This is a genomic window from Pseudoxanthomonas sp. 97-1-1 (genome assembly GCF_057773125.1).
On sequence record NZ_JBYMTJ010000004.1, the window covers coordinates 208,122 to 230,838 of the forward strand.

Below are 22,717 nucleotides of genomic sequence, written 5' to 3' on the forward strand. Positions count from 1 at the left end.
ACGTCAGCGGCAGGCCTGCGTGCGGTGGAAATCGAGATCGGCATAGTCGTAGCTGAAGTCTGCTTCGGGGTCGACGTGCGACAGTTTAAGCCCGGCATCGCTGCCGGCCTGGGCTGGGGCGAAGTGAAGCCAAGGCTCGGCATCCACGCTGTCATCATCCCAATCCACCAGCCAGCGCTCGTCCACCCGCATCACGGTACCCGTGAGCATGGGTGAGCGCGCCGCGGAAAAGCGCACGCGATCGCCTGTCGCACACAGGGTCACCTCACCGAACCAGGGATCGCGGTAATGTCCCATCCACGGCGCCATCGCGCGTGCCGTCGCACGCGTGCGATGCCCCGTGTCGGGCTTGGGCCTGGTGGCCCGCTCACCGGTGCGCTCCTTGTCCAGCAGCGCCGCATAGTGCGCGACGGTGGGCGATGTCCCTGGCGCGGTGAAGTGCTTGGTAAGCACCTGTCCCAGCACCGTCCGCGCGGCCTCGCCTTCGCCATTGATCAGGATGACGATGCCGGTGCGCTGGTCCGGCAGCAGGATCACCGAGGAGTACATGCCTGCGAGGGTTCCGGTATGCGCGACCTTCCAGACTCCATCGACGTCGGACAGGCGCCAACCGTAGCCGTAAGCGGAGAAATGGCTGTTGTCCCAGGCACGCATGCGCGCGCTCACCGGCATCGGCATGTGCGCGGTCCATACGGCCTTGCGCTGGGCGGGCGACAACCACGCCGGGGTACGCTCCGGCGACAGCCACATGTCCATCCACACCAGCATGTCGTCGAGGCTGCAGCGGATGCCGCCGGCCGCCATCGAGGTGAGATCCGGCACTACCTCGGCGTCTTCGCGGATCACGCGATTGCCCTGCGCGGTGCGCATGTGCGGTTGCGCCACGTTGCCGACCTGCGCACGGTTCCACTCGCCCACCTGGCACCGGTGCATGCCGAGCGGCTGGAACAGTTCGCGCTTCACCAGTTCTTCGTAAGAGGCGCCGCCTGCCGCCGCTGCGACCTCGCCTGCGACGACGTAGAGCAGGTTGTCGTAGGCGTAGTTGGCGCGGAAGCTGTGCGTCGGCTTCAGGTGCGCCAGCCCTGCGATGATGTCCGCACGGGTGAACCGGTTGGGCTCCGGCCACAGCATCAGGTCGCCCGCACCCAGGCCCAGGCCGCTGTTGTGGATCAACAGGTCGCGCACCTGCATCTGCTGCGTGACCCACGGATCGTGCATGCGGAACTGCGGCAGGTACTTGGTGACCGGGTCGTCCCATTTCAACTTGCCCGCGTCGACCAGGCGCGCCAGCACGCCTGCGGTCATCGCCTTGCTGTTGGAGGCGATCTTGAACAGCGTGTCGTTGTCGATCTTCCCGCCGCCGCCAGCGCGTACCTCACCCAGCGTGCGCGTGTAGACGATCTTGCCGTCTTCGATGACACCGACCGCAAGACCGGGCAGCTGGTAGTGCTCGAAGGTCTGCTCCACTGCCGCATCGAAGGTTTCGTTGCCGGGCGCGGCATGCGCGAGCGGCGCGACCAGGGCAAGACAGACGAGGAGATGTTTCATGGCGTAACTCAGGACTCCGCGGAATCGCAGGCGAGGCATCCCGCATGCAGGCGGGCCGCCACCGGAAAGCCGGCGACGGCCCGAACCTTCAGACGGTCCGATGGCGGATCAGGTCAGTCGAACTTGTACTCGACCATCAATGCGAACGAACGACCGCGCGGATCGGCGACACGCGGCTCCCACGCGGCGCCGGAAGCGAAGTCGTTCTGGTGCGCGGTGAACGGAGGATCTTCGTTGAGCAGGTTGCGCACGACGAAGGTGAACTTGGCATTGTCCAGACCCGTCCAGCCCACGCTGTAGTTGTACGTGATGTAGTCGTCCACGTCCGGGTTCCAGTCTTCCGGAATGTAGCTGCCGTTCCTCACGCTGACCGGCAATTCATCCTTGTAACCGTCGCGGTAGATCTGGGTCAGCGTGTGCGACCAATCGCCCTTTGCCCAACTGACGCCCAGCGTATGCTTCCACTTCAACGGCAGGCTGTAGTAGCGGACGTACTTGCCCACCAGGTTGTCGCCATAGGGCGAGTTCTCCAGCGCCTTCTCCTGGAAACTGTCGATGTAGCTGCCGTTGAGGTTGACGCGCCACGTGCCGCCGGCCAGTTCACCGGTCAGGTTGGCGTCCACCTCCACGCCGCTGATCAGCGTGCCGCCCGAGTTGATGAAGCGGCGGTCGATCGCCACCACCTCGCCGCTGGCGTCGCGGATCCAGTTGTCGACGAAGAGATCGTAGTTGGCGATCAGGGTCGCCTGGTTGGGCGTGCGGATGGTGTTGGTGCGCTCGATCTCCCACCAGTCCAGGCTGATATTGAAGCGATCATTGGGCGCGAACACCACGCCGAAGCTCTTCTGGTCGGACGTTTCCGGCTGCAGGTCGGCCTTGCCGCCCGTGAAGATGGCGGGCTGGATGGCTTCGCAGCCCGGCACTGCGGGATTCGCCGCGCCGCCGGGACAGGTTGCCGGGTCGGCCAGGTCGAAGCCGGTGTACGGGCTTTCGGTGACACCGCTGAACAGCTTGGTGAACTCGGGCACCTTGAAGCCTTCGCTGATGGCGCCACGGAATGCCAGCGAATCGATCGGCTGCCATTTGAACGAGAACTTCGGGTTGACCGTGCTGCCGAAGCCGTCGTAATCGTCGCGGCGCACGGCCACGCTCACTTCCAGGCTATCCAGTACCGGCAGGAAGGCTTCCGCATAGACCGCCTTCACATCGCGCTGCACCTTGGGCAGGTTGTTGGTCGCATCGAACGGCGCACCGAAGATGTAGCTGTTGTCCAGAACAATGCCGTCCGAAGTCGAGCCGAACTCGAACTCCTCGCGACGCAAGTCCACGCCGACCGCCGCCATCACCTCACCACCCCAGAGGTTGAAACCCAGTCCACCCGAGAACGCCGCATCCAGCGTCGTGACCGTGGACTCGCCGCCGTACAGGCGGACGCCCGCCGCCGATGCGGCCTGCAACGCTGCAACACCCGCCGGATCGTGCTGCTGGCCGGGCATCAGGAAGGGATTGAGCAGGCCACTGCCCAGCACCGCCTTGAACGCCGGGGTGAAGTAATAGCCCGTGCCCAGCACCGACTCGGCCTCGCTGGAGGCGCGCGACAGGCCGATATCGTAGTCCCAGCTGCCCAGGGTGCCGTCGAAGCCCACCAGGAAACGGTATGCCTTGGTGGTGGTCTCGATCTGGCGCGGTCCGCAGATCTCGCAGCGCCACCGGTAAGGGATCGGACGGCCGTAGACGAGGTTGGCGGGACCGAAATAGCCGACCAGCGCGTTGTAGATCATGTTATAGGTCGCCGTGGTATTCGCGTTCAGCGGATACCACGTGCTCGGCCCGAGCGCCGAGGCCGCGGTCGAGGTGCTGGAGGTGATCTGCTGCGCTTCGAACTGGCGGTTGGACTCCGAGCGCGAGGCCATCGCTTCGGCGTAGAAGCGGTGGTTGTCACTGATCTTGAACGTGGCACGGCCCAGGGCCTGGAGGCTCTCCTGTGGCTGTTGCATCACCTGCGCGGCCGGGTAGTCCCACGCACAGGCGTACCTGGAGTTCGCCACGCCCCACAGCTGGTAGGCATAGGGCCCCATCATGTCGCCGCCGGCTTCGCAGCCCGCTGCGCCCGGCAGGTTGAGGATGTTGATCAGGGCCTGTCCGCCGCCGCCGGCCGGATCGGCCAGGGTGCCCGTGATCATGCCGCCCGCAAGGTTGGACACGGTGGCGAACGGCGTGCCGCGCGTGTCGGGCGACAGGCCGCGGTTGAGCTGGAAGGTGTTGGAGAAATCGCGATCACTGCCCAGCAGGATCTCGTTCTCGCGATAGTTCATCGTGCCCCAGACGTTCCAGCCATCGTTGTCGATGTCGCCCATGCCTCCCAGGACGCTGTAGGTGAAGATGTTGCCGCCACCTTCCTGGGTCATGTCGAACCCGGCATTGACCGTGATGCCCTGATAGTCGCTGCGGGTGATGAAGTTGATGACGCCGCCGATCGCATCGGTGCCGTAGACGGCGGACGCGCCGTCGCGCAGCACCTCGACCCGGTCGATCGCCGCGAACGGAATCGAATTCAGGTCCACCGCCTGGCCACGCAGGCCGTGGGTGGCGACGCGGCGGCCATTGAGCAGCACCAGCGTGGCATCCGCGCCCTGGCCGCGCAGGTTGGCACCGGACACGCCATTGTTCCCGCGCAGATCCGCCGGAGCGATGCCCGCGTTGGAAGCAAGACTGTCGGAACCGTTGCTGGCGATGTTGAGGAACTGCAGCAGTTGCTCCGCCGAGGTGATGCCCTGCGCCTCGATCTCCGCCTTCTGGATGATGGTGACGGGCAGTGCGGCTTCCACGTCGGTGCGCTTGATGCGCGAACCGGTGACGGTGACGGTATCCAGCGTGCGCGCACCGCCTTCCTGGGCAGGCGCTGCATCCTGCGCGAGGCCGACTGCGGGGATGGCGAGTCCCAGCACGATGGCGGCGGCGAGATGGCTCGGCTTGAGCGGATGGGATCGAACGGGCATGCGGAATCTCCTGGATGAAAGAACGCTGCAATACGCGGCCACTACACTGTCGCTGCGATGCGCCGACGCGTTGTTCCAGGAGAGCTCGATGGTCCTCGCATGGCTTCCGCGACGGACGCGTTGCCTGCCATCTCCCCGGAGCGCACGAATCCCCACTGGCGCCTTCCGGCGCACCCGTCCCGGATGCGCACCGCAGTACGTTAGTACGTTGTTTTGATTGCTATGACGTGCGCCGGCACCCCGCCGGCACCCATGGATGGACGATGCCGCCATCCATCACAAAAACCCTTGTACATCCGTGTAGCACGCCACCCGGAGTGAGTCAATAATTTATTCTTGTTGCACGAAAAAACTGACTTGAATATTCCTGATCAAGGCGACGGAGTGCCCGCGTCCTGTGCTGGCGCCACGCGGGTCAGCGCATGCAGGATGCGGAGGTCCTCCGCATCCAGTTCGGTTCCTTCCATGCCACGGAAGCGGTGATGGAACGCGCGCACGGTGGAGCCACGATCCTCGACGGAGTAGCCGACCGCCTGCAGGGCGAGCCAGGGATCGAATCCCGCGGGGGGGTCGCCTGCTCCTTCGGCGGGCCAGATGCCGAAACCGGCATCGTGCAGGCGCTTCCACGGGAACAGCGGGCCCGGATCGATCTTGCGCGACGGTGCGAGATCGGAATGGCCGATCACCTGGGCAGGGGGAATACGCAGGCGTTCGGACAGGTCGCGCAGCAGTACGATCAGGCTCTCGATCTGGGCATCGGGATACGCCGTCTTGCCATCATTGTCGATCTCGATGCCGATCGAGGCATTGTTGACGTCGGTGATGCCGCCCCAGCGGCCGGCGCCCGCATGCCACGCGCGCTGTGAATCCTTCACCAACTGGTAGACCTTGCCGTCCTTGCCGACCAGATAGTGGGCACTGACGCGACCGCCGCTGTTGCGGGTGCGCAGCGTGTCCAGCGACTGCTCGACCGAGTCCTGTTCGGTGTAGTGCAGCACGATGACGACCGGGCGCCGCTCATCGAAGTTCTTCGAGGGTACCCAGCTGGCGAGCGGGTTGCGCGGGCCGGAATGGGCGCAGCCGCCGAGGAACAAGGCCAGCGCAGCAATCAGCGCAGCGCGGCAAGCGAACGGGACGGACGTGGTCATGATGAAACCCTCGTTGGGCAGCCGTGCCAAGGAATAGCACGGACGATGCCGACTGGCGCAGACGGCGGAAAAAGAAAGGCCTGCCGCGAACGGCAGGCCACCGGAGAAACACCGCTTCGATCGCATGCGCTGCGCGATCAGAAGTTCCAGGTCACGACGAGTTGGGCATAACGCGGGGACTGCCACACCGTCCCTTGGCCGAAGTGCGGCATCGCTGTACCGGGCGTGCTTTCATAGCGGGAGTGAACGTTGACGACCGTCTGCCGATTGAGCAGGTTGTACACGGAGAGGCGCGCCTTGAGGTCGATGCCCTCGACAGGCAACGTCCAGGTCACGTTGGCGCCCAGGTCGTAGACCCAAGGCATGCGGCCGAATGCACCGCGTTCTGAGTACACCAGCTCACGTGTCGCCCAATTGGAGCAATTGGCCACGCAGAGCCACCCGGACCCGCCACCACTGAATTCGCCTGGACCGCCGGCGGCGCGATTGTCGTTCGGCCAGACCACGCCGTAAGCCGTGATGGGACCACCCGAACGGGCGGAGAACGTGCTGCCGAATGACCACTGCTCGCTGAGCTTGTAGCTGCCCCGCAACTTGATCTGATGCCGGGAATCGTTGAACAGCACGCCATAGCGTTCGTTGACGGCCGGATGATCGTAGTACTGCACCAGATTGGTATCGGCATAGCCGGTGTCCGAGTTCACCGGGCCTTCCATGTTGCCTTCGGACTTGGACCAGAGATAGCTGGCGTTGAATGCCCACTTGTCGTCCCACGCGCGGTCCAACTGGAACTCGACGGCCTTGTAGGTGCGCTTGGGCTTCTTGTAGCCCATGATCTCGCCGCTGCCGGACGCGATGTAACCGTCCTGGGAGGAATCGAACGTCACCCAGTCGCTGGTGGTGGGGCACCATAAGGTGGTGGTTTCGCCGGGATTGATGATCGGCCAGTCGCCCGAGTACCAGGGGCAGCCTTCGACATGGTTGATGCGCGCGTCTTCCACCGCCCGGGTCATCCGGCGATACGTGGCATTGACACCGTACGACCAGGCTTGGTTGATCGCCTGCTGGAACCCGAGGATGAACTCGTCCTGGAACACCATCTTCAGGTCTTTCGCGACGGCGGTCCGGAAGTCTTCGGGCGCGGGCACGTTGTTGGATGTGTTCACCGGACCGATCTGCTGGCCGAGGATGGGCAACAGATAGGTTCCGGCAACCGGATGCTCCATCTGGGTCCAGCCATCGAGCACATAGTAGGTGTGCTCGTCGGTGCTGCCGGCGAAGTAGTCCGCGAGCTTGTTGGTCAGGGGCAGGTAGTATCGGCCCGCATTGCCGAAGAACTTGGTCGAACCATCGCCCTTCATGTCCCAGCTGAAGCCGACGCGCGGGGCAATCATGTCGGAGAAGTCCGCCTTCGCGAACGTCACCCCCGATGCGTACTTGTTGTGGAACTTGTCGGCGCGCAAGCCGAGGTTCAACAACAGGTTGGGCGTTACGCTCCAGTTGTCTTCGATATAGAACGCCTGCGCCTCCGTCGTGACGGGGGTGCCGGTGATGTAACGGCGCGCATCGACGATCGCGGTGGTGCCCGCGGGAATAACCGTGCCATTGAGCGCGCCGCCGGCGTTGGCGGACTGCACCTGATAGCTGACGCCATCATTCGGGTAGCGCACCGCGCTGTTGGAATCCATCACTTCCTGGTCCACGCCGAAGCGCAGCAAGTGATCGCCGAGCGTCCATTCGAAATCGAGACGCGCTGCCTCGCGCTTGTCCTCGCGGTCACTGATGCCGGTGTCCGTGGGGTGGCAACCTTCAAACACCGTTTCCGGGCCGAACCGGGTGGTGTAGCTTCCCGATCGCGTCACGATGCTGCAGTCCGGATCCTGATTGCTGCTATTGGACGCGCTGCGTTCGTTCACGCCGTACATCGCCTTGGCCGTGAAGCTGTCGCTTAAATGGCCGGTGTAGGTGAGCGACCAGTTGTCGCCGCCGGAACCCGAAACGCTGTCGCCCTTCAGCCTATCCTTCGTGCCTGTGTTCCACGTGTACTGGTAAATGTCGGTCGTCGATTCGCTTTTGTCGGAGAAGGCCAGCAACTCGAGCGAATGGTTATCGTTGATGCGCCAGTCCAGCTTGGCACCCCAGAAGTCGTTGTCGCCCTGAGTGATGAAGGCCGCATTGTTGTCATAGTCCTGCGGCTGGCTGTCCCGCTTCTCGTACATGGCGAAGAAGAACAGCTTGTCCTGCACGATGGCGCCGGATGCCCAGACATTCGCCTTGTAGAACGAACTGGAATCCCGACTCGTACGATTGCGCTCATCGAGGGTGCCGTCGCGATGGAAATGATCTTCCTTCGATGCTTCCCAGGCAGACGGTTCCAGGGTCACCTCCGCGCCAGCGCGGAACTCGTTGCTGCCCGAACGGGTCACGGCATTGATGACGCCACCCGTGCTGCGGCCAAACTCCGCGGAGTAGCCACCCGTCTTGACCTGGAATTCCTCGTAGAAGCCGAACGGTACTGAAGAGAAGCCCTGGCGACGGTACGGATCGGTGACGTTGAGGCCGTTGATGTAGACGGCGTTTTCCGCGACGGACGACCCCCCGAACGAAAGACCTCCGAACGTGGCGCCCGAGTTGATCACGCCAGGCGCCAGCAACGCGACGGAACTGAGGCTCTGGTCGACAGGCAACCTCGACAGCTCCTGCCTGTTGATGTTCGTCGCCGATTCCGTCGATCGCACGTCCACGCGGTTGACCACACGCGAGCCGACTACCTGCACCGCGTTGAGATTGACCACGCCGCCATCGGCGCCCAGGTTGACCGTGGTCGTGCCGCCGAGCGATACATTCACACCGACGGCGTCGCCGACGTTGGCGCCGTCGCGCTTGACCTGCAACTGGTAATCGCCAATCGGCAACTGGGTCAGGCGGTAACTGCCATTGCCTTCCACCGTGACGGTGCGGCTGGCACCCGTCGCGGTATTGGTGATCGTGATCTGGTCGCCCGCACTGGCCCGTCCCGCGACAGCGCCGGTCGCGCTCTGCGCCATCGCCAACGGCGCCATGGTCGCGATGCATGCCCCCAGCGCGATGCCCAGCGCCGCCTTTTTCAGTACCTTGCCTTTCATCCCCGCTCTCTCCTGCTAAAGATGTTGGTTGAACAGTCTGTCGTGGTCAGTCGTGCCGGTCCTGCGGCAACACGGTCCATTCGAACCGGTAATCCCATTGATCGAAGTAGAGGTTCCCGCCCTGCCACTCCGCTTCGCCGCGCTGGAGGTCCACCGTCTCCGAACGCACGTGCTGCTTGGCGGGAACGAACTCGCGCGAATAGTCGTCGTTGAACGCGATGCGGTAGGCGTCCAGCCCACCCAGGTAGAACCAGCGCAGCGCGGGATCGTCCGACTGCAGCTGGCCGGTGGTCACGTCCATCGGCACCCAGCCGTAGGGCGCCAAGTACACCCAGCCCCAGTCGTGCATGTTGTCGTAGCCGACTGCATCGTCCGAGTACACCCAGCCCGACTGCCAGCGCGCGGGAATACCGTTCATGCGCAGCAGGGTGATCAGCAACAGGGTCTGCTGCCCGCAATCGGCATGCCCGGCGCGGAACGCGTAGTCGCTGATGTTGCTGATGGTCGAGTACTCGCGCGCACCTGCCCACGGAATGCGATCCACGGCGGCAAACAGCTTCTGCGCGATGCGATAGGGATGGGTCTCGTCGCCAACGACGCTGGCGCTGAAGCGGCGCAGGTCCTCGCTGAAGACCACATGCGGCGCGCGTTCGGTCACGAACGGCGCCAAGGCCGGCGTGATGTCCGCAGGCACCACTTTGTCGGGGTCAATGGGGAAATGGCGCGCATGGACGGTCATCTCGTAGGTCACCGAGAACGTCGTCGGCGCATCGGCCAAGGCGGGCTGCTCAAGATAGGCCGTCCGCTGCAGCGCGGACTCCGGCGCGACCTGCGCACCCGCCGGCAGACTGCCCAGCAGGCGAATGCCTTCCTGCTGGCCGGGGATCGCTCTCGGGTAAGGGATCCACGCCCGCACCCTCTCTCCCGCCGGCACCGCACCCGGCTTCACCGTCAGCGACTGGGTTACGCGGATGCGGCGCGGCGCCACGCTGCTCGATCGCGAGGCCGCAGCCGCACGCACCACTTCATGGTGGTGGGGATGCAGGGATTCGAACGGGCCCTCGGTGAACGGCTTGACCGGTGGCGCCCGGCGCGCGGCTGCCTCCGGGCTGAGCCGGAACAGGTTCGAGACGGAGCGGCTGAAATAGCGCGGCTCGCCATCGATATCCAGCCGCTCGATCAGGCCGGCACGATCCCAGCGCTGGAACTCGTCCTCGCGCAGGTCCGGTACCTGCGCACGGATCCGACGACGGACGGCGTCTGCGTCGAGCGTGAAGTCCAGGCGGATCCGGCGCATGCGTTCGCGCTGGAACAGCAGCGCCTGGCGCCCGGCGTCGTCGGTGGGGTTCGCCGCCAGCGCTCGGGTGATGGCAGCGTCGGCGTCACGGAAGCGCCCCTGGTCCACGTCGGCGACGATCTCCACCAGCGGGTCTCCCGCCCATGCAGCCGGGGGAGCGAGGAGTACCATCGGCCACCCGCACAGGCACAGCCACGCCGCCAGCCGGCGCCGGGGGCGCCTGCCGCGTGCTGCAACCGTGTGCTGGCGCTTGCTGGCATCCACGTCGTACATCCCCACGTCGACTGGTCACGGCTGTGTAACACGGCATTAATGCATGGGTCAATAATTTATTCTTGATTTTTATCTCGGAAGAAATAAATATTCTTGCAGAACCTACCCCCGGCATGGCGTCATGTATGCCCGGCGGACCAGGCCTGACCAAGGGGAGCGGATGAACGCATCGACGCCTTACCGGCCCACGGTGGGACGGGACACTCCGGGGCACGCCCCCCATCGCCGGTGGCTGCATTGCTTCGCCCTGACGGCGCTGCTGTGCGCCACGCCGCCCGCGCTGGCACGCGCGTCATTGCCGCTACCGCAGCATGCGGTGATCGGCGTGGAGGACCACCACCTGCAAGCCGGCTACTGGACGGGCAAGCTGGCGCACCCGCAGCGCGCACTGCTCGATCGTGCCGGCGTGGCCGCGCAGAACCAGCGCATGCAGCAGACCGACCGTCACGTCCATGCACTGGAAGCACTGCCGGCGGAATTGGCCCGCGCCGAGGTGCGGGCATGGCTGCTGCCGCTCTCGGCACCGCCTACCCGCACCCTGTACGACGCAGGGGGTCGCGAGGTGACGAAGACGCAGTTGGCCGCGATCGCCGCCAATGCCGCCGTGGATGCCGTCGCGGAGCGTGCGCCGGCACGTTACGGCCTGGTCGTGCATCGTGCCGACCTGCGCACGTTCCCGAGCCGCGAGCGTGTGTTCAGCAGCCAGGGCGACACCGATATCGACCGCTTCCAGGAAAGCGCCCTGTTTCCCGGTACCCCCGTCGTCATCGCGCATACCAGCGCTGACGGCGACTGGTACTTCGTGGTCAGCCCGCTCTACGCGGCATGGATCGAAAAGCAGTACGTCGCCGAGGGCGATAGAGCGGTGGTGTTCGGCTATGGACGCGGCACACCTTCACTGGTGGTGACGGGCGCGACAGCGCGCACCGTCCACAACCCGGAGGAGGCCGGCCTGTCCGAACTGCAACTGGACATGGGCGTGCGCGTCCCGCTGCTTGCCGATTGGCCGGCCGACACGCCGGTGAACGGGCAGCACCCCTACACCTCGCATGTCATCCAGCTGCCCGTGCGGCGCGCCGACGGCGCGCTGGCGCTGCTGCCCGCTCTGCTGCCGCGCACGGCGGACGTGGCACCGGACTACCTGCCGCTGACGCAGGCCAACCTGCTGCAACAGAGCTTCAAATTCCTTGGCGAGCGTTACGGCTGGGGCCACAGCTACAACACCCGCGACTGCAGCGGCTTCGTCTCCGAGGTCTACCGCAGCATGGGCATCACCCTGCCGCGCAACACCAGCGCGCAGGCCGTCAGTCCCGCTCTCGAGCGGGTAGGCTTCGAGGCTTCCGACAGCCACGAGAAGCGCCTCGCCGTGCTGCGTACGCTGCAGGTAGGCGATCTTGTCTATATCCCCGGCCACGTGATGATGGTGATCGGCCACGACAATGGCACCACCTACACCATTCACGACACCACCGGCATCACCTATCGTGGCGCGGACGGGAAGACCGTGCGCACCCGGCTCAATTCGGTGGCCGTCACCCCGCTGGAGCCGCTGATGTTCAACAGCGAGCAGCCCACCGTGGACCGCATCACCGCCATCCAGAGAATCCGTGCCCAAGGGGCTCCATGAAGATCACCGACATCAAGTTCGGCATGCTGCGCGTGCCGTTGAAGACCCCGTTCAAGACCGCCCTGCGCACCGTCGACACGGTCGAGGACATCGTGGTGATCGTGCACACCGATACCGGGCACATCGGCTACGGCGAGGCACCGGCCACCGCCGTGATCACCGGCGATACGCATGGCTCCATCATCGAAGCCATCGGCAAGTTCATCCGGCCGCGGCTGATCGGGCAGGAAATCGCCCACCTCAACCGCATCACCGACCTCATCCAGACGTCACTGGAGCGCAACACCAGCGCGAAGGCCGCGGTGGAGATCGCGGTCTACGACCTCTGGGCCCAGTTGTACGACGCGCCGCTCTACAAGATGCTCGGTGGTGGCGACCCGGTCATCACCACCGACATCACCATCAGCGTGGACTACATCGACAAGATGGTGGCCGATTCCATCAGTGCGGTGGAGCGTGGCTTCGAGTCGTTGAAGATCAAGGTGGGCAAGGACATCGGCCTGGATATCGAACGGGTGAAGGCCATCTATTCCGCCGTCGAAGGCCGCGCACTGCTGCGGTTGGACGCCAACCAGGGCTGGACCGCCAAGCAGGCGGTGTTCGCCATGCAGCACCTGGAAGATGCAGGCGTAGTGCTCGAACTGCTGGAACAGCCGGTCAAGGCGCGCGATCTCGAGGGACTGAAGTACGTCACAGACCGCGTGCACACCCCGGTGATGGCCGACGAGAGCGTGTTCGGGCCCACCGAAGTCATCGACCTGATCAAGATGCGCGCCGCCGACATCATCAACATCAAGCTGATGAAAACCGGCGGCATTTCCAACGCCATCCGGATCGCCGACATCGCATCGCTGTATGGCGTGGAATGCATGATCGGCTGCATGATCGAGACCAGCATCAGCGTGGCGGCCGCCGTCCACGTGGCCGCCGCGAAGGCCAACGTGATCACCAAGGTGGACCTTGACGGTCCGTCGCTGGGCCAGTTCAACCCGGTCGAGGGCGGGGTGATCTTCAACGAATCCGAGATCACGATCACCGACGCGCCCGGCCTGGGCATCCGCGAGATCCGCGGCCTCGAGATGCTGCCGGGCTGAGCCCGGTGGCGAAGGCCCGTTGTCAGCACCGCCCACCGCCATCACACTCACGCCATGACAACGCCCCTGGTGAAGATCCGCTCCGAACGCGACCAGATGTCGGCCATCGAGCGCCGCATCGCCGACTTCATCCTCGACAACGCGCACCTGCTGCGCGACTACTCCTCGCAGCAGCTGGCCAGCGCGCTGGGCGTCAGCCAGTCGAGCGTGGTCAAGTTCGCGCAGAAATTCGGCTTCAAGGGCTATCCCGACCTGAAGTACACCATCGGCGAGGCGGTCGCGCGCAACGGCAACGGGCAGGCGCAACCCCCGGCGTCCGCAGGTGACGAGGCGGGCGACGCCTACCAGCGACTGCAGGATGGGCTGCGGCGCAGCAAGGCCTCGGCCGAGGAAGAAACCCGCAGCCTCAACCCGCGCTCGCACATCGAGCCGATCGTCGAACTGATCGACCGGGCGGACAAGGTGTTCGTCTGCGGCCTGGGTGACGACGGCCTGTTCGCGCGCGAGTTCGCGATGCGGCTGTCACTGCTCGGCGTACTGACCGTGCACCATACCGATCCGATCCTGATGATGGCCAACCTGTCGGCAACGCGACCCGGCGACGTGCTGCTGATGTTCTCCGAATTCGGCAAGTTGCCCGAGCTGTCCCAGGTCAGCCGGCAATTCCAGGCCTGCGAAGGCAAGGTCATCTCGATCACGCGGCATACCGCCAATCCCTTGCGCGCGCATGCCGATGCCGCGCTGGTGATTTCCGCGCACGACCCTGCGCCGCACGTGGAACAACTGCTGTACCGTTCTTCGCTGCAGTCGCTGCTGGATTTCGTCTTCGTGCTGTTGTGCCAGACCAATCCGGACCGGAACCGGCAGCTCGCCATCAATCTCGAACGCATCCATCATCTGCTGGAGTCGTGATGCCCGCACTGCCGTCCATGCGCCACTCGTTCCGCTCGCTCGCCTTCACAGCCCTCATGCTCGCGTACGGCGGCAGCGCATCCGCCGCAGGCACGCAGGCGTCCACTTCGCTACCCTGGCGCGATGCACGCCAGATGGTGCTGGTCCTCACCGATGGCTGGGAAGCCACCAGCGGCACGCTGCAGCGGTTCGAATTCAGGGACGGGCGCTGGCAATCCGAGGCTTCCGCCGCGCCCATCACGGTGGGACGCAATGGCTCGGCATGGGGCGACGGGCTGCACCCGGCGCAACCGCAGGGGCCGGTGAAGCAGGAAGGGGATGGACGCGCGCCCGCCGGTATCTTCACTCTGGGCGAGGCATTCGGCTACGAATCCAAGGCAGGCACGGCCATGCCGTATCGTCCGATGCATGCGACCAGCTACTGCATCGACGTGCCGGACTCACCGCTCTACAACCGCATCATCGATACCCGCGAGCAGGGCGAAGCGGCCGCGAAGGGATCGACAGAACCCATGCGGCTGGACCTGCACAACAACGGCGACCCGCGCTACCGCAACGGCCTGGTGATCGGCCACAACCCCAACGCGACACCGCGTGGCGGCAGCTGCATCTTCGCGCACCTGTGGCGCACCCCCGGCGAAGCGACGGCGGGCTGCACCGCCATGGCCTCCGGGACGATGGACAGCTTGCTGGCCTGGCTGCGGCCGGACGCACGGCCGGTGTTCGTGTTGCTGCCGCGCGAGGAATACGCGCGCCTGGCGCATGACTGGCGGCTACCGGAGGCGACGCGATGAGGTGGCCCGGCGCCACGGCGCGCGTACTGCTCGGATTGGGCGCCGGTGCCGTTGCCGGCCTGTCCCTGGCGCACTGGCTGCCGGACAGCGCGGGCAACGCAGTCGCGATCGCGCAGCCGATCGGCAAGCTCTGGCTCAGCGGCCTGCAGATGACCGTGGTGCCGCTGGTGCTCTCGCTGGTGATCCTGGGCGTCGCCACCGCCAGCGATGCGGCGGCCTCCGGCCGCGTCGCACGACGCGCGATGGTGGTCTTCATCAGCCTGCTTTCCCTGTTCGCCGCCTATGCCGCGATCGTCGCACCGCTCGTGCTGTCACTGGTGCCGCCGAGTGCCGGCCTCACAGCCACCTTGCGCGGCACATTGCCCGCAGCTGGCGAGATGGCAACACCCGGGCTCGCGGACTGGATAGGATCGGTGGTGCCCAGCAACGCCATCATGGCGGCGGCACAGGGCGCGATGCTGCCGGTGGTGGTGTTCGCGCTGTTCTTCGGGTTTGCGTTGACCCGCGTGCAGGAAGATCGACGCGTGCAGATCATCGCGTTCTGCCATGGCATCGCAGACACCATGATCGTGATCGTGCGCTGGATGCTGCTCGCGGCACCGATAGGCGTCTTCGCGCTGGTGCTGGCCGTGTGCGCGCAGGCGGGCATCGGCGTGATCGGCGCGCTGGCCGGGTACATAGGCCTGCAGTGCGGCATGTATCTCGGCGCCACGCTGATCTGCTACGTCCTGGTTGCGGCCTTCGCACGCCAGTCGCCGCTCGCATTCGCGAAGGCGATCCTGCCGGCCCAGGTGGTGGCCGCCAGCACGCAGTCATCCCTGGCTTCGCTGCCGGCGATGGTGGAAAGCGCACGCTTCCGTTTGGGGCATCCGCGCGCGGTGGCAGCGCTGGTATTGCCGATGGCGGTGACGCTGTTCCGGATCACCAGCCCGATCCAGTACATCGTCGCTGCATGCTTCGTCGCGTGGGCATACGGTATCGACGTGAATGCGGTGACGCTGGCAGCCGGCGCCGCGCTGGCGGTGGTGATCAGCCTCGGCTCGATCGGCCTGCCCGGGCAGGTCAGCTTCATGGCAACGGTGATGCCGGTGACGCAATCGATGGGGCTGCCGATCGAGCCGCTGGGCCTGCTGCTTGCTGTGGATACCATTCCGGACGTCTTTGCGACCACCGGCAATGTCACCGGTGACCTCACCGCGACCAGCATCGTCGCGCGCCAGTCTCCCGACGCGCGCGATGCGGATGACGTCGCCAACTGAGGCGGCGAACTGCATCCAGGCACAAGATGCTCCATCGGCACCACGGATGACGAGGCAGGATGCCTCGAGCGCCTACGGACCTGCAGCCACGCTGCTCAGAGCGGCTGAGGCCGCTGCTCGGCACGCCGCGCGCTTGACGCGGGATGGTTCGAGTTCCGGTAGGCGCTGACAAGCCGGCGCAGGGCATCGGCGACGTCTGGATGGGATTCCAGGGATGCGATCACCACATCCCAGATGCCTTCATGGGTCCATCGCGTGAAGCGGACGTAGACGCTATGCCAGGGGCCGCATGCCCTGGGCAACCGGCCCCAGGGCTGCTGCGTGACTGCGACCCAGAGCACTCCTTCGAGAAAGCCCCGGGTGCCCACTCCATTCAGTGCCCTTGCGCGCACAAGTGGCGGCAATGTCGCGACGATCGCATTCCATCGCATTTCATCCAGTAGAACGGCGGGCGCGTCCATGTCCCCGCATCCGTGTTCCTGCACCACCCCACCGCCGTGGTCTTCCATCATCGCGTAGCTCCTGCCGCTCCGAGAAAAGCCTGCGCGCCTGCACGCGCTGCGAAATCCTTCCGCTTGCCAGTTCAATTCGTTGCCTTTTGCCGGAAGAGGACAAACCCAAGCCCACATCAAGCAAGGCGCGAAATACTGAGCTGAATGGCATAGTTTGTACGCCCTGAAGGGCATAGTTGGTGCACTCCGGAATGTACCCAGGCAATAGGGCTCCGCGCACGGCTACAATTCGCCGGTCCAGCTATAAGGATGTTCCTGAGTGATTCCGCCCTCACACGCTGATCTCTACGACCTGGCCCGGCATCTAATTTCGAGCCAAATAAGTCGACTTTCACAGCAAAGGCGTGAGGAGCGCACCCGTCTCAGCTCAGGCACCGCTGTCGCAGAAATTGAAGTCCGAATCGAGGAACTTCTGGCTGAACGTGAAGCACTTTCTATTACGGATCGCGCATCTCTCGAAGAGATTGTCCGCAAGTATGCTCGCTCGCCCGAGGGGGCGGAACGCGCTATCGAATCTATCAATGAGTTCTATCGCAGCATTTGATGCGTAAACCGAGCGACCTTCGGCCGCCCCGACTAACGATTCGTCGGCGCAAGGCCGCTTTGCGCAGCGCGCCTTGCAAGGGTGTCGGCAGACATTCCGACCACGCACGCCCGCACAGTAGGAACGGGGCCGGTGTGTGCATAGCGACACTTCGACCTCTGAAGATTCGTTGTACCTCTAGCGGTAGAAGGCGCGGCGGAGCAGCTGTCGCCACACCTCTCTACGCGTAGGCTGGGCTTTGTCGCAAATGGCTTCAAAGGCGGCTCAAGCGCCTGGGTGTCTCTTTTCTAGGTCGTGCAACTTGTACTGAATCTCAAACTGAGCATTTGACACCGCGGACGCCCAAGTCGTGACGACGCGTGAATAATTTATCGCGGGCTTCAAGGCTTGTGCCGCATGCCTCACCGCGTACTCAAAGAAGAACCGCTCGGCATCGCTCGTGCCGCGCTTAACGCCACCGATAGTCCCGTGCACAGAATCCCGTTTAAGTTGTGCTTTCAGCTCTGCGTAGCCGTTGACGCAAAGATGGTCTTCTTGCCGCGTCCGCTTTTTTAGCCTCAGAAGCGACAAAAGTTCAGAGCATGCCGCGTCGTAGCGACGAAGCTCGGCGGCAACATCTGAGATTGTGGGTTCGCTGTTCGGCAGAGAGCTCATTTGGTGTTCTGGAAGAGGCTCGTGAGTACATGCAACAGTTTTGCTTTGCGGCCGCATTGCCAAACTATGCTGGCAACAGGGTTAATACGAGGGCTCTTGCACCCGCAAGCGGCAGGTTGAGCCTGCACCGGTGTCTGGCGTGAACCTTGTAGCACTCTGGCCGGACCTTGCAGCCACAAAAGCTGGTTGGCTACGGCCACGGCGGAGAGATTCGTCAGACATACGAAATAGCGCCAACACTCTCACTCGCCCAACGCTTCCTCCGGCTCATCTACGGAACCGAGTTGGCCAGAGATGATTCGCTGATACTTCACAACCATCTTCGTCACATCCGGATCCCCCAACCTCGCCTCTGCCTTCTGCAACCGAACCATCGCGTCGTCAAAGACTTCATGAGAGCCTGTGATTCGGAAATACTCGACTCCAAGTTCGCAGTATGCGCTGAGAATGTACTTGTTGCTCTCGTACCTCTCGAGCGCGATGACCACCTGGTCACGAGCCTGCGAAAGAATCGTCACTCTGTCCTCTCGCATTAATCCGGGCGTATGGACAGCACGAGCAATTGTAAGGAGGATCCTGTACCTAGCGATTGGCGCCTCTCTACGAAAATCTTTCTCAAAAATTCTGATCTCTGACTCAGCTTTTTCATACTCTCCTAATGAGATCAAGTTCCTAATCAAGCGATGCCTCGGAACTCTTTCGCCAGGGGCCACTGACATCATCTGCCGAAGAAGTGTGTTCTGCACGTGCTTGTCGGGGATAGATGGGATGCCGCTCTCCATATTGCACAACTCACGAATTGTTCTGATTTCAATATCGTAAGTTGGAGATATGTTGTCTATAACTCGCTGAAAAAGCTCTACTCGCTGTGATTGCTCGTAAAATTTGTACTTGGCTATTATCCCTGCAATTACATAGTGACGAACCTTCCATCCATACACCCCATCCCGGGTACTAACGACGTACTCATTAATGATCTCGTCTAGGCTCGCCAACACGGACTGGATTGCGCCAGCAGAAATTCCCAACGTCCTTACAACAAGCTGCCTATGCACATTAACGCCCGCATGCTCCATTGCAGAGACAAACTTATAGATGTCTTGAGACTCTTCCGCCAGCGCGGCATATTCTCTTAGAACGATGTCATCAAATTTCTCGGATGCGAATATGTTCTTCAAGCAAACGAACATGTCCGCATGACACCTATCGATCATTCTCCTTCTCTTCTCGTAAGCATTGAAGCCCGCAAATCCAGCCTCGACGAGGGTGCGGAGCTCAGGGACTGAGTCCACCAGCACAATCAGACGGTCAATCTCCTGATGATCCAAAAGAATCATCGGGAATTCCTTTCCGCATTGATAGATGTTGGGAGTCTTTACGCGGGGACCCCAATGATTTCGAGATGAAGCAACGATGATCTTAAGGTGAGTGTACTGAGCTGCAGCGAGCCTATCTATCAGTTCGTTTAGAGAGAAGAGGTGGCTGTGGGCATCATCTATGAAGAGAACGCCCTTCTTGTTTTGCGAGCGAAGATGATGAGCCACCTCAAGCCAATGCGCGGCAGATAAAGGATGATCCCCCTTGTGCTCCCAGGCTGAGAACCCTTGCTGTCTCAGCTTCAGGACCGCTTGCCTACCGGCGGTCGTCTTCCCGACTCCGCTCGCACCCAGAATGATGGCGCAAGTTTTGAGCTCGCTCTGAAGATAGCTGGAGATCTCAATTGAAGAGGTGCGCTCAAACGTCAATCCACTAACAATCTCGGGATAGTTTGCTGGCCAACCGTTGAAGATTGCACTGGCGTTAGCCTTTTCCGGCGCACACTCTTCATCCACAATGTGGGTCACGGGTCGCAGCGCAATGACTTTGTCCAACGGCTCATCCTTGAGCGCATCAGCGACGGGACTCGTCGGCTGACGCCTTCCGAGCGCAGCTACAAAGTCATCCAGACTCCCGAACGATACCCGAACTCCACGCGCCTCCAGAAGCTGTGCTCGATTCTGATCCGCCTCGTAAAGCAGAAGAGAGATCCGTCCCTTTCGATTGGCCCGCTGGTTGATTTGGATGGCGCGCTGTACGAGGTCGCGAATGTCACTGTCGGCAAGCGATTGCCCTACAATTAGGACACTTGATCCGGGATCCATTTCGGACCTCATTCGATCATACAGGGCCTCACGGTAGTCCTCTGTTAGATCGTAATCAGTGTCGGTAAGAATCAGTCTTGAGACGTTTCCGTCGACGATATCCTTATCCAAGGTGCCATGAATCTTGAATAGATTTGTTGCCCCCAGTGGAGCATCGGCAGTGAAGTCGAAGTTCGAAGAGAATGGTTTCAGTACCTTTCCCGCGCGGTCATATGCATCCTCAACGAGGGCATCATAATTAGTAGTAAAGATGCTCTTCCACGCATAGTGCGGCAAGTTCAGAATGGCACCTTTCGCGCGTAGGCCATTGAACTTTCCACGTATATAACGAATCAAGTCACTTCGATCACGTCGCACTTCAACGAGGCTGCTCGCATCTCGAAGATTCAAGTCGCCTTCGCCTAGCTTGAATACTTGTGAGAGTCCACTCGCAAGGGCTGGTGCGCTCGGCGCACCTGATGGAATCGACGCTCCCGCGCCGAGCAACAAGACTGTATTCTCGGGTACTAGCTCTTCTACAAGTTCGGCGATCGTGATTGGCATCCATTGCTCCCCTACACCTAGTCCTGCAATCATTACAAGCTGTGTAGCACTAGTCCAGATGCATACAACAAACCACTCCACGTGACGCAACGCAGCATATAGAGCATTGCGCCCCGAGTTGCCAGGTCGTTGGTCAGCGCGACAGCTCGAGCTTAAAGCTTACAGCCTTGCTTCTTTAGAGTCCTCGCGAGCCGGCGAGAAGCATTGGCCGCTCTTCCGGTGGGCATCTTCGATATGTATAGGAAACAATGGGATCTGGGGGTTCTTCAATCCTTGTTCCCGCGGCGAGAGAGGCAAGACGTATATCGCGGCACGGCTCATGCGTGGCTGCGAAGATCTGTCGGCGCATTTCTTCACGATCGATCTCTAAGACAAAGCTCGTGTCCGGGAGCAGGACGAGCAAATGATCAATCAGATTAATGAGCGACTCCGAGAATGCCCTGGCGAAACTTAAGCGACACAGGCTAGGAGCTGCCTTGATGAGGTATTTTGCGGCGTGCCACTGTTGATCGCGCTCCTTCTCAAAGCCAAACAACCGGAACGCCGCTAGGATTGTAAAGAATCCATAGTCATCGCCGCGCTCGAAGAGGCGTTCCAAGTCAAGGTAGCCTATCGGCCGCCGATTCAACGCACCTATCGAGTCCTCATCACCTGGAAACACATGCCGAGGCCAGATGAATGCTTCCTCAAAGCTCGATTTCAGATACTTCTGTGCCAGCTTCTGATCCGTAGAAACTACATCGAAGAGCTTCATCGGCCACTCCATCACGCGTCTGAGTGATGGGTAACGCCGTCCAAGCACCGCTCTTCGTTCGCCGGACACGCTTCGCCGACCAGCCTTATAGCTGCCCAGCTCATCACTTCGGAAAGCTAGATCATGATCGCCGCCGTCACGCCGGTTGCGGTATTTCGCATAGAGCGCAGCTTCACCGCCTTCAATCTCGCACCAGGCGGCCCATACGATCATTGAGTGCAGCACTTCAGGAGCGCTTCTGGTGCGGCGGCCCATCTTTGCGCCGGGTGAGTCGATATCGCGCATTGCTTCAAAGAAATCGCCCATTGCGACCTCCAATGAATGTATCGATTCCTCGGCCACTTTTGCTGGATGCAAAGCCGATCAACCAAGCATAAGGTGATGGCGTACCCGGCGCCACTTGGTGACACGTGAAGCAACTAAGCCAAGAGCTTGACAGTGCTTGGATCGCAAGCACCTACGGCGCATTCGTGCCAGTGAAATCCCTTGCCAAACTTCTCGGGTTCCCTACGCCAGCGGCGTTGCGACGCGCGCGTGCGACCGGGCGCCTGCCGCTTCCTCTCTTTGAATTGGAGGGCCGCCGTGGCCTATTCGCTCACGCAAGCGACGTGGGCGGCTACCTTCGGCAAAAGGCCCAGCATCCCCAGGAGGACCCGATGAGCTGATTCGGCTTAGATTCCCGCCGGAGGTCGGATAAAAAGAAAGTCCCGAGCGCGAACTCTGGGACTTTCCGGGTGAAGCAAAGGCGTGCTGCCGTTGTCGAACTCTCCCCCTTCTTGACCATTCTGTCAAGCCTCTTCGGCATGGCACGGGCGCTTATCGCTCGTCGTCGCCGTAGGCCTGAACTGGGAAGGGATACGTCATGTTCGAAGGTTTCAAAGTCGGCGCTGCTGACCTGAATACCAGGCAGCAGGCCTACGCCCATATGAGGCTGCCTGAGCGAAGCATCCCCCGGCTGGAGGCAATGGCCTCAACGAGCGGGAAAAGGAAGGTGGGCAGTGCAGCTCTCACCAATGTTCGCGTTAGTCATGCATCAGTAAAGAACTACACGTCCCGCGTACTCGAAAGCCATACCTGCGAGCTGATCTTTGCATATGAACTCGAGCTCGATCCCGACGTACTGGGGTACCAAGTCCAGGTGCCCTGCCGTGGGGTGCAAAGAATCACTTCGCTTGGACGCAAACACGTCTCGAATGCGCACGTTGACTTCTTGGTGTTTCGCCGAGAGACGGTCGAGCTCGTCGAATGCAAAACGCGCGCATGGATCGAGGAGCGAGCAAAGATCGATCAAGGGTGGGAGCTTTCGGGTGACCAGTGGACCTATCTTCCATACGAGAATTGGGCGAAGCAGCTGGGAATCCCATTTTCTGTGTGGTCACCGCCTCAACCGTCTGGGGTTTACCAGCAGAATCTCGAAGCCTGCTATTCGCTCCATAGATCACAACTAGATCCGCTAGGCAGACTGGCTGCCTCCCGAGCAAGCGATCTTCTGC

At 62.3% G+C, this 22,717-nt stretch carries 14 protein-coding genes; 5 read left to right on the forward strand and 9 right to left on the reverse strand.

Annotated elements, in window-relative coordinates; translation table 11 throughout:
* Positions 1-3 precede the first annotated feature (3 nt).
* The 5 genes from AC3DET_RS16240 to AC3DET_RS16260 all read right to left on the reverse strand — a co-directional run bounded on the left by AC3DET_RS16240 (position 4) and on the right by AC3DET_RS16260 (position 10,288).
* The gene (locus AC3DET_RS16240) at positions 4-1,548 is read right to left on the reverse strand and encodes a serine hydrolase (protein WP_488392284.1); all 1,545 of its coding nucleotides are present in this window, start codon (positions 1,546-1,548) and stop codon (positions 4-6) included.
* A 113-nt stretch (positions 1,549-1,661) separates the two neighbouring features.
* Positions 1,662-4,547 (reverse strand): TonB-dependent receptor domain-containing protein, encoded by a 2,886-nt coding sequence (locus AC3DET_RS16245; RefSeq protein WP_337732485.1) that lies wholly within the window; start codon positions 4,545-4,547, stop codon positions 1,662-1,664.
* A gap of 371 nt (positions 4,548-4,918) precedes the next feature.
* Entirely contained in the window at positions 4,919-5,695 is a 777-nt protein-coding gene (locus tag AC3DET_RS16250) for an N-acetylmuramoyl-L-alanine amidase (protein WP_488392285.1), read from the reverse strand.
* A gap of 137 nt (positions 5,696-5,832) precedes the next feature.
* The gene (locus AC3DET_RS16255) at positions 5,833-8,820 is read right to left on the reverse strand and encodes a TonB-dependent receptor (protein ID WP_488392286.1); all 2,988 of its coding nucleotides are present in this window, start codon (positions 8,818-8,820) and stop codon (positions 5,833-5,835) included.
* A gap of 46 nt (positions 8,821-8,866) precedes the next feature.
* Positions 8,867-10,288 carry a transglutaminase-like domain-containing protein gene (locus AC3DET_RS16260; RefSeq protein ID WP_488392500.1) on the reverse strand — a complete coding sequence of 474 codons (1,422 nt, stop codon included), beginning with the start codon at positions 10,286-10,288 and terminating at the stop codon, positions 8,867-8,869.
* A 262-nt stretch (positions 10,289-10,550) separates the two neighbouring features.
* Here AC3DET_RS16260 and AC3DET_RS16265 point away from each other — a divergent pair, with 262 nt between their 5' ends.
* Genes AC3DET_RS16265 through AC3DET_RS16285 form a run of 5 tightly spaced genes read left to right on the forward strand, consistent with a single transcriptional unit; the run spans position 10,551 to position 16,076 of the window.
* On the forward strand, positions 10,551-12,017 hold the full coding sequence (locus AC3DET_RS16265) for a C40 family peptidase (RefSeq protein ID WP_488392287.1): 1,467 nt from the start codon (positions 10,551-10,553) through the stop codon (positions 12,015-12,017).
* Positions 12,014-13,111, forward strand: coding sequence for a dipeptide epimerase (locus AC3DET_RS16270; protein ID WP_337732489.1), 1,098 nt, complete (start codon positions 12,014-12,016; stop codon positions 13,109-13,111). The genes AC3DET_RS16265 and AC3DET_RS16270 overlap by 4 nt, the downstream gene beginning before the upstream one ends.
* 54 nt (positions 13,112-13,165) lie before the next feature.
* Positions 13,166-14,023 (forward strand): MurR/RpiR family transcriptional regulator, encoded by an 858-nt coding sequence (locus tag AC3DET_RS16275; protein WP_337732490.1) that lies wholly within the window; start codon positions 13,166-13,168, stop codon positions 14,021-14,023.
* Positions 14,023-14,817, forward strand: coding sequence for a L,D-transpeptidase family protein (locus AC3DET_RS16280; protein ID WP_488392288.1), 795 nt, complete (start codon positions 14,023-14,025; stop codon positions 14,815-14,817). The genes AC3DET_RS16275 and AC3DET_RS16280 overlap by 1 nt, the downstream gene beginning before the upstream one ends.
* Positions 14,814-16,076, forward strand: coding sequence for a dicarboxylate/amino acid:cation symporter (locus tag AC3DET_RS16285; protein ID WP_488392289.1), 1,263 nt, complete (start codon positions 14,814-14,816; stop codon positions 16,074-16,076). Before AC3DET_RS16280 ends, AC3DET_RS16285 begins: the two co-directional genes overlap by 4 nt.
* Positions 16,077-16,171: 95 nt before the next feature.
* On the opposite strand, the gene AC3DET_RS16290 is transcribed toward AC3DET_RS16285, so the two are convergent.
* The 4 genes from AC3DET_RS16290 to AC3DET_RS16305 all read right to left on the reverse strand — a co-directional run bounded on the left by AC3DET_RS16290 (position 16,172) and on the right by AC3DET_RS16305 (position 21,530).
* The gene (locus AC3DET_RS16290; RefSeq protein WP_488392290.1) at positions 16,172-16,588 is read right to left on the reverse strand and encodes a transposase; all 417 of its coding nucleotides are present in this window, start codon (positions 16,586-16,588) and stop codon (positions 16,172-16,174) included.
* An 808-nt stretch (positions 16,589-17,396) separates the two neighbouring features.
* Positions 17,397-17,786 carry a hypothetical protein gene (locus tag AC3DET_RS16295; RefSeq protein ID WP_488392291.1) on the reverse strand — a complete coding sequence of 130 codons (390 nt, stop codon included), beginning with the start codon at positions 17,784-17,786 and terminating at the stop codon, positions 17,397-17,399.
* 242 nt (positions 17,787-18,028) lie between these two features.
* Positions 18,029-20,470: an SIR2 family protein gene (locus tag AC3DET_RS16300; protein ID WP_488392292.1), complete on the reverse strand. Its 2,442-nt coding sequence runs from the start codon at positions 20,468-20,470 to the stop codon at positions 18,029-18,031.
* A 175-nt stretch (positions 20,471-20,645) separates the two neighbouring features.
* Positions 20,646-21,530, reverse strand: a complete 885-nt coding sequence (locus AC3DET_RS16305; RefSeq protein ID WP_488392293.1) for a hypothetical protein — start codon at positions 21,528-21,530, stop codon at positions 20,646-20,648.
* Between the last annotated feature and the right edge of the window lie 1,187 nt (positions 21,531-22,717).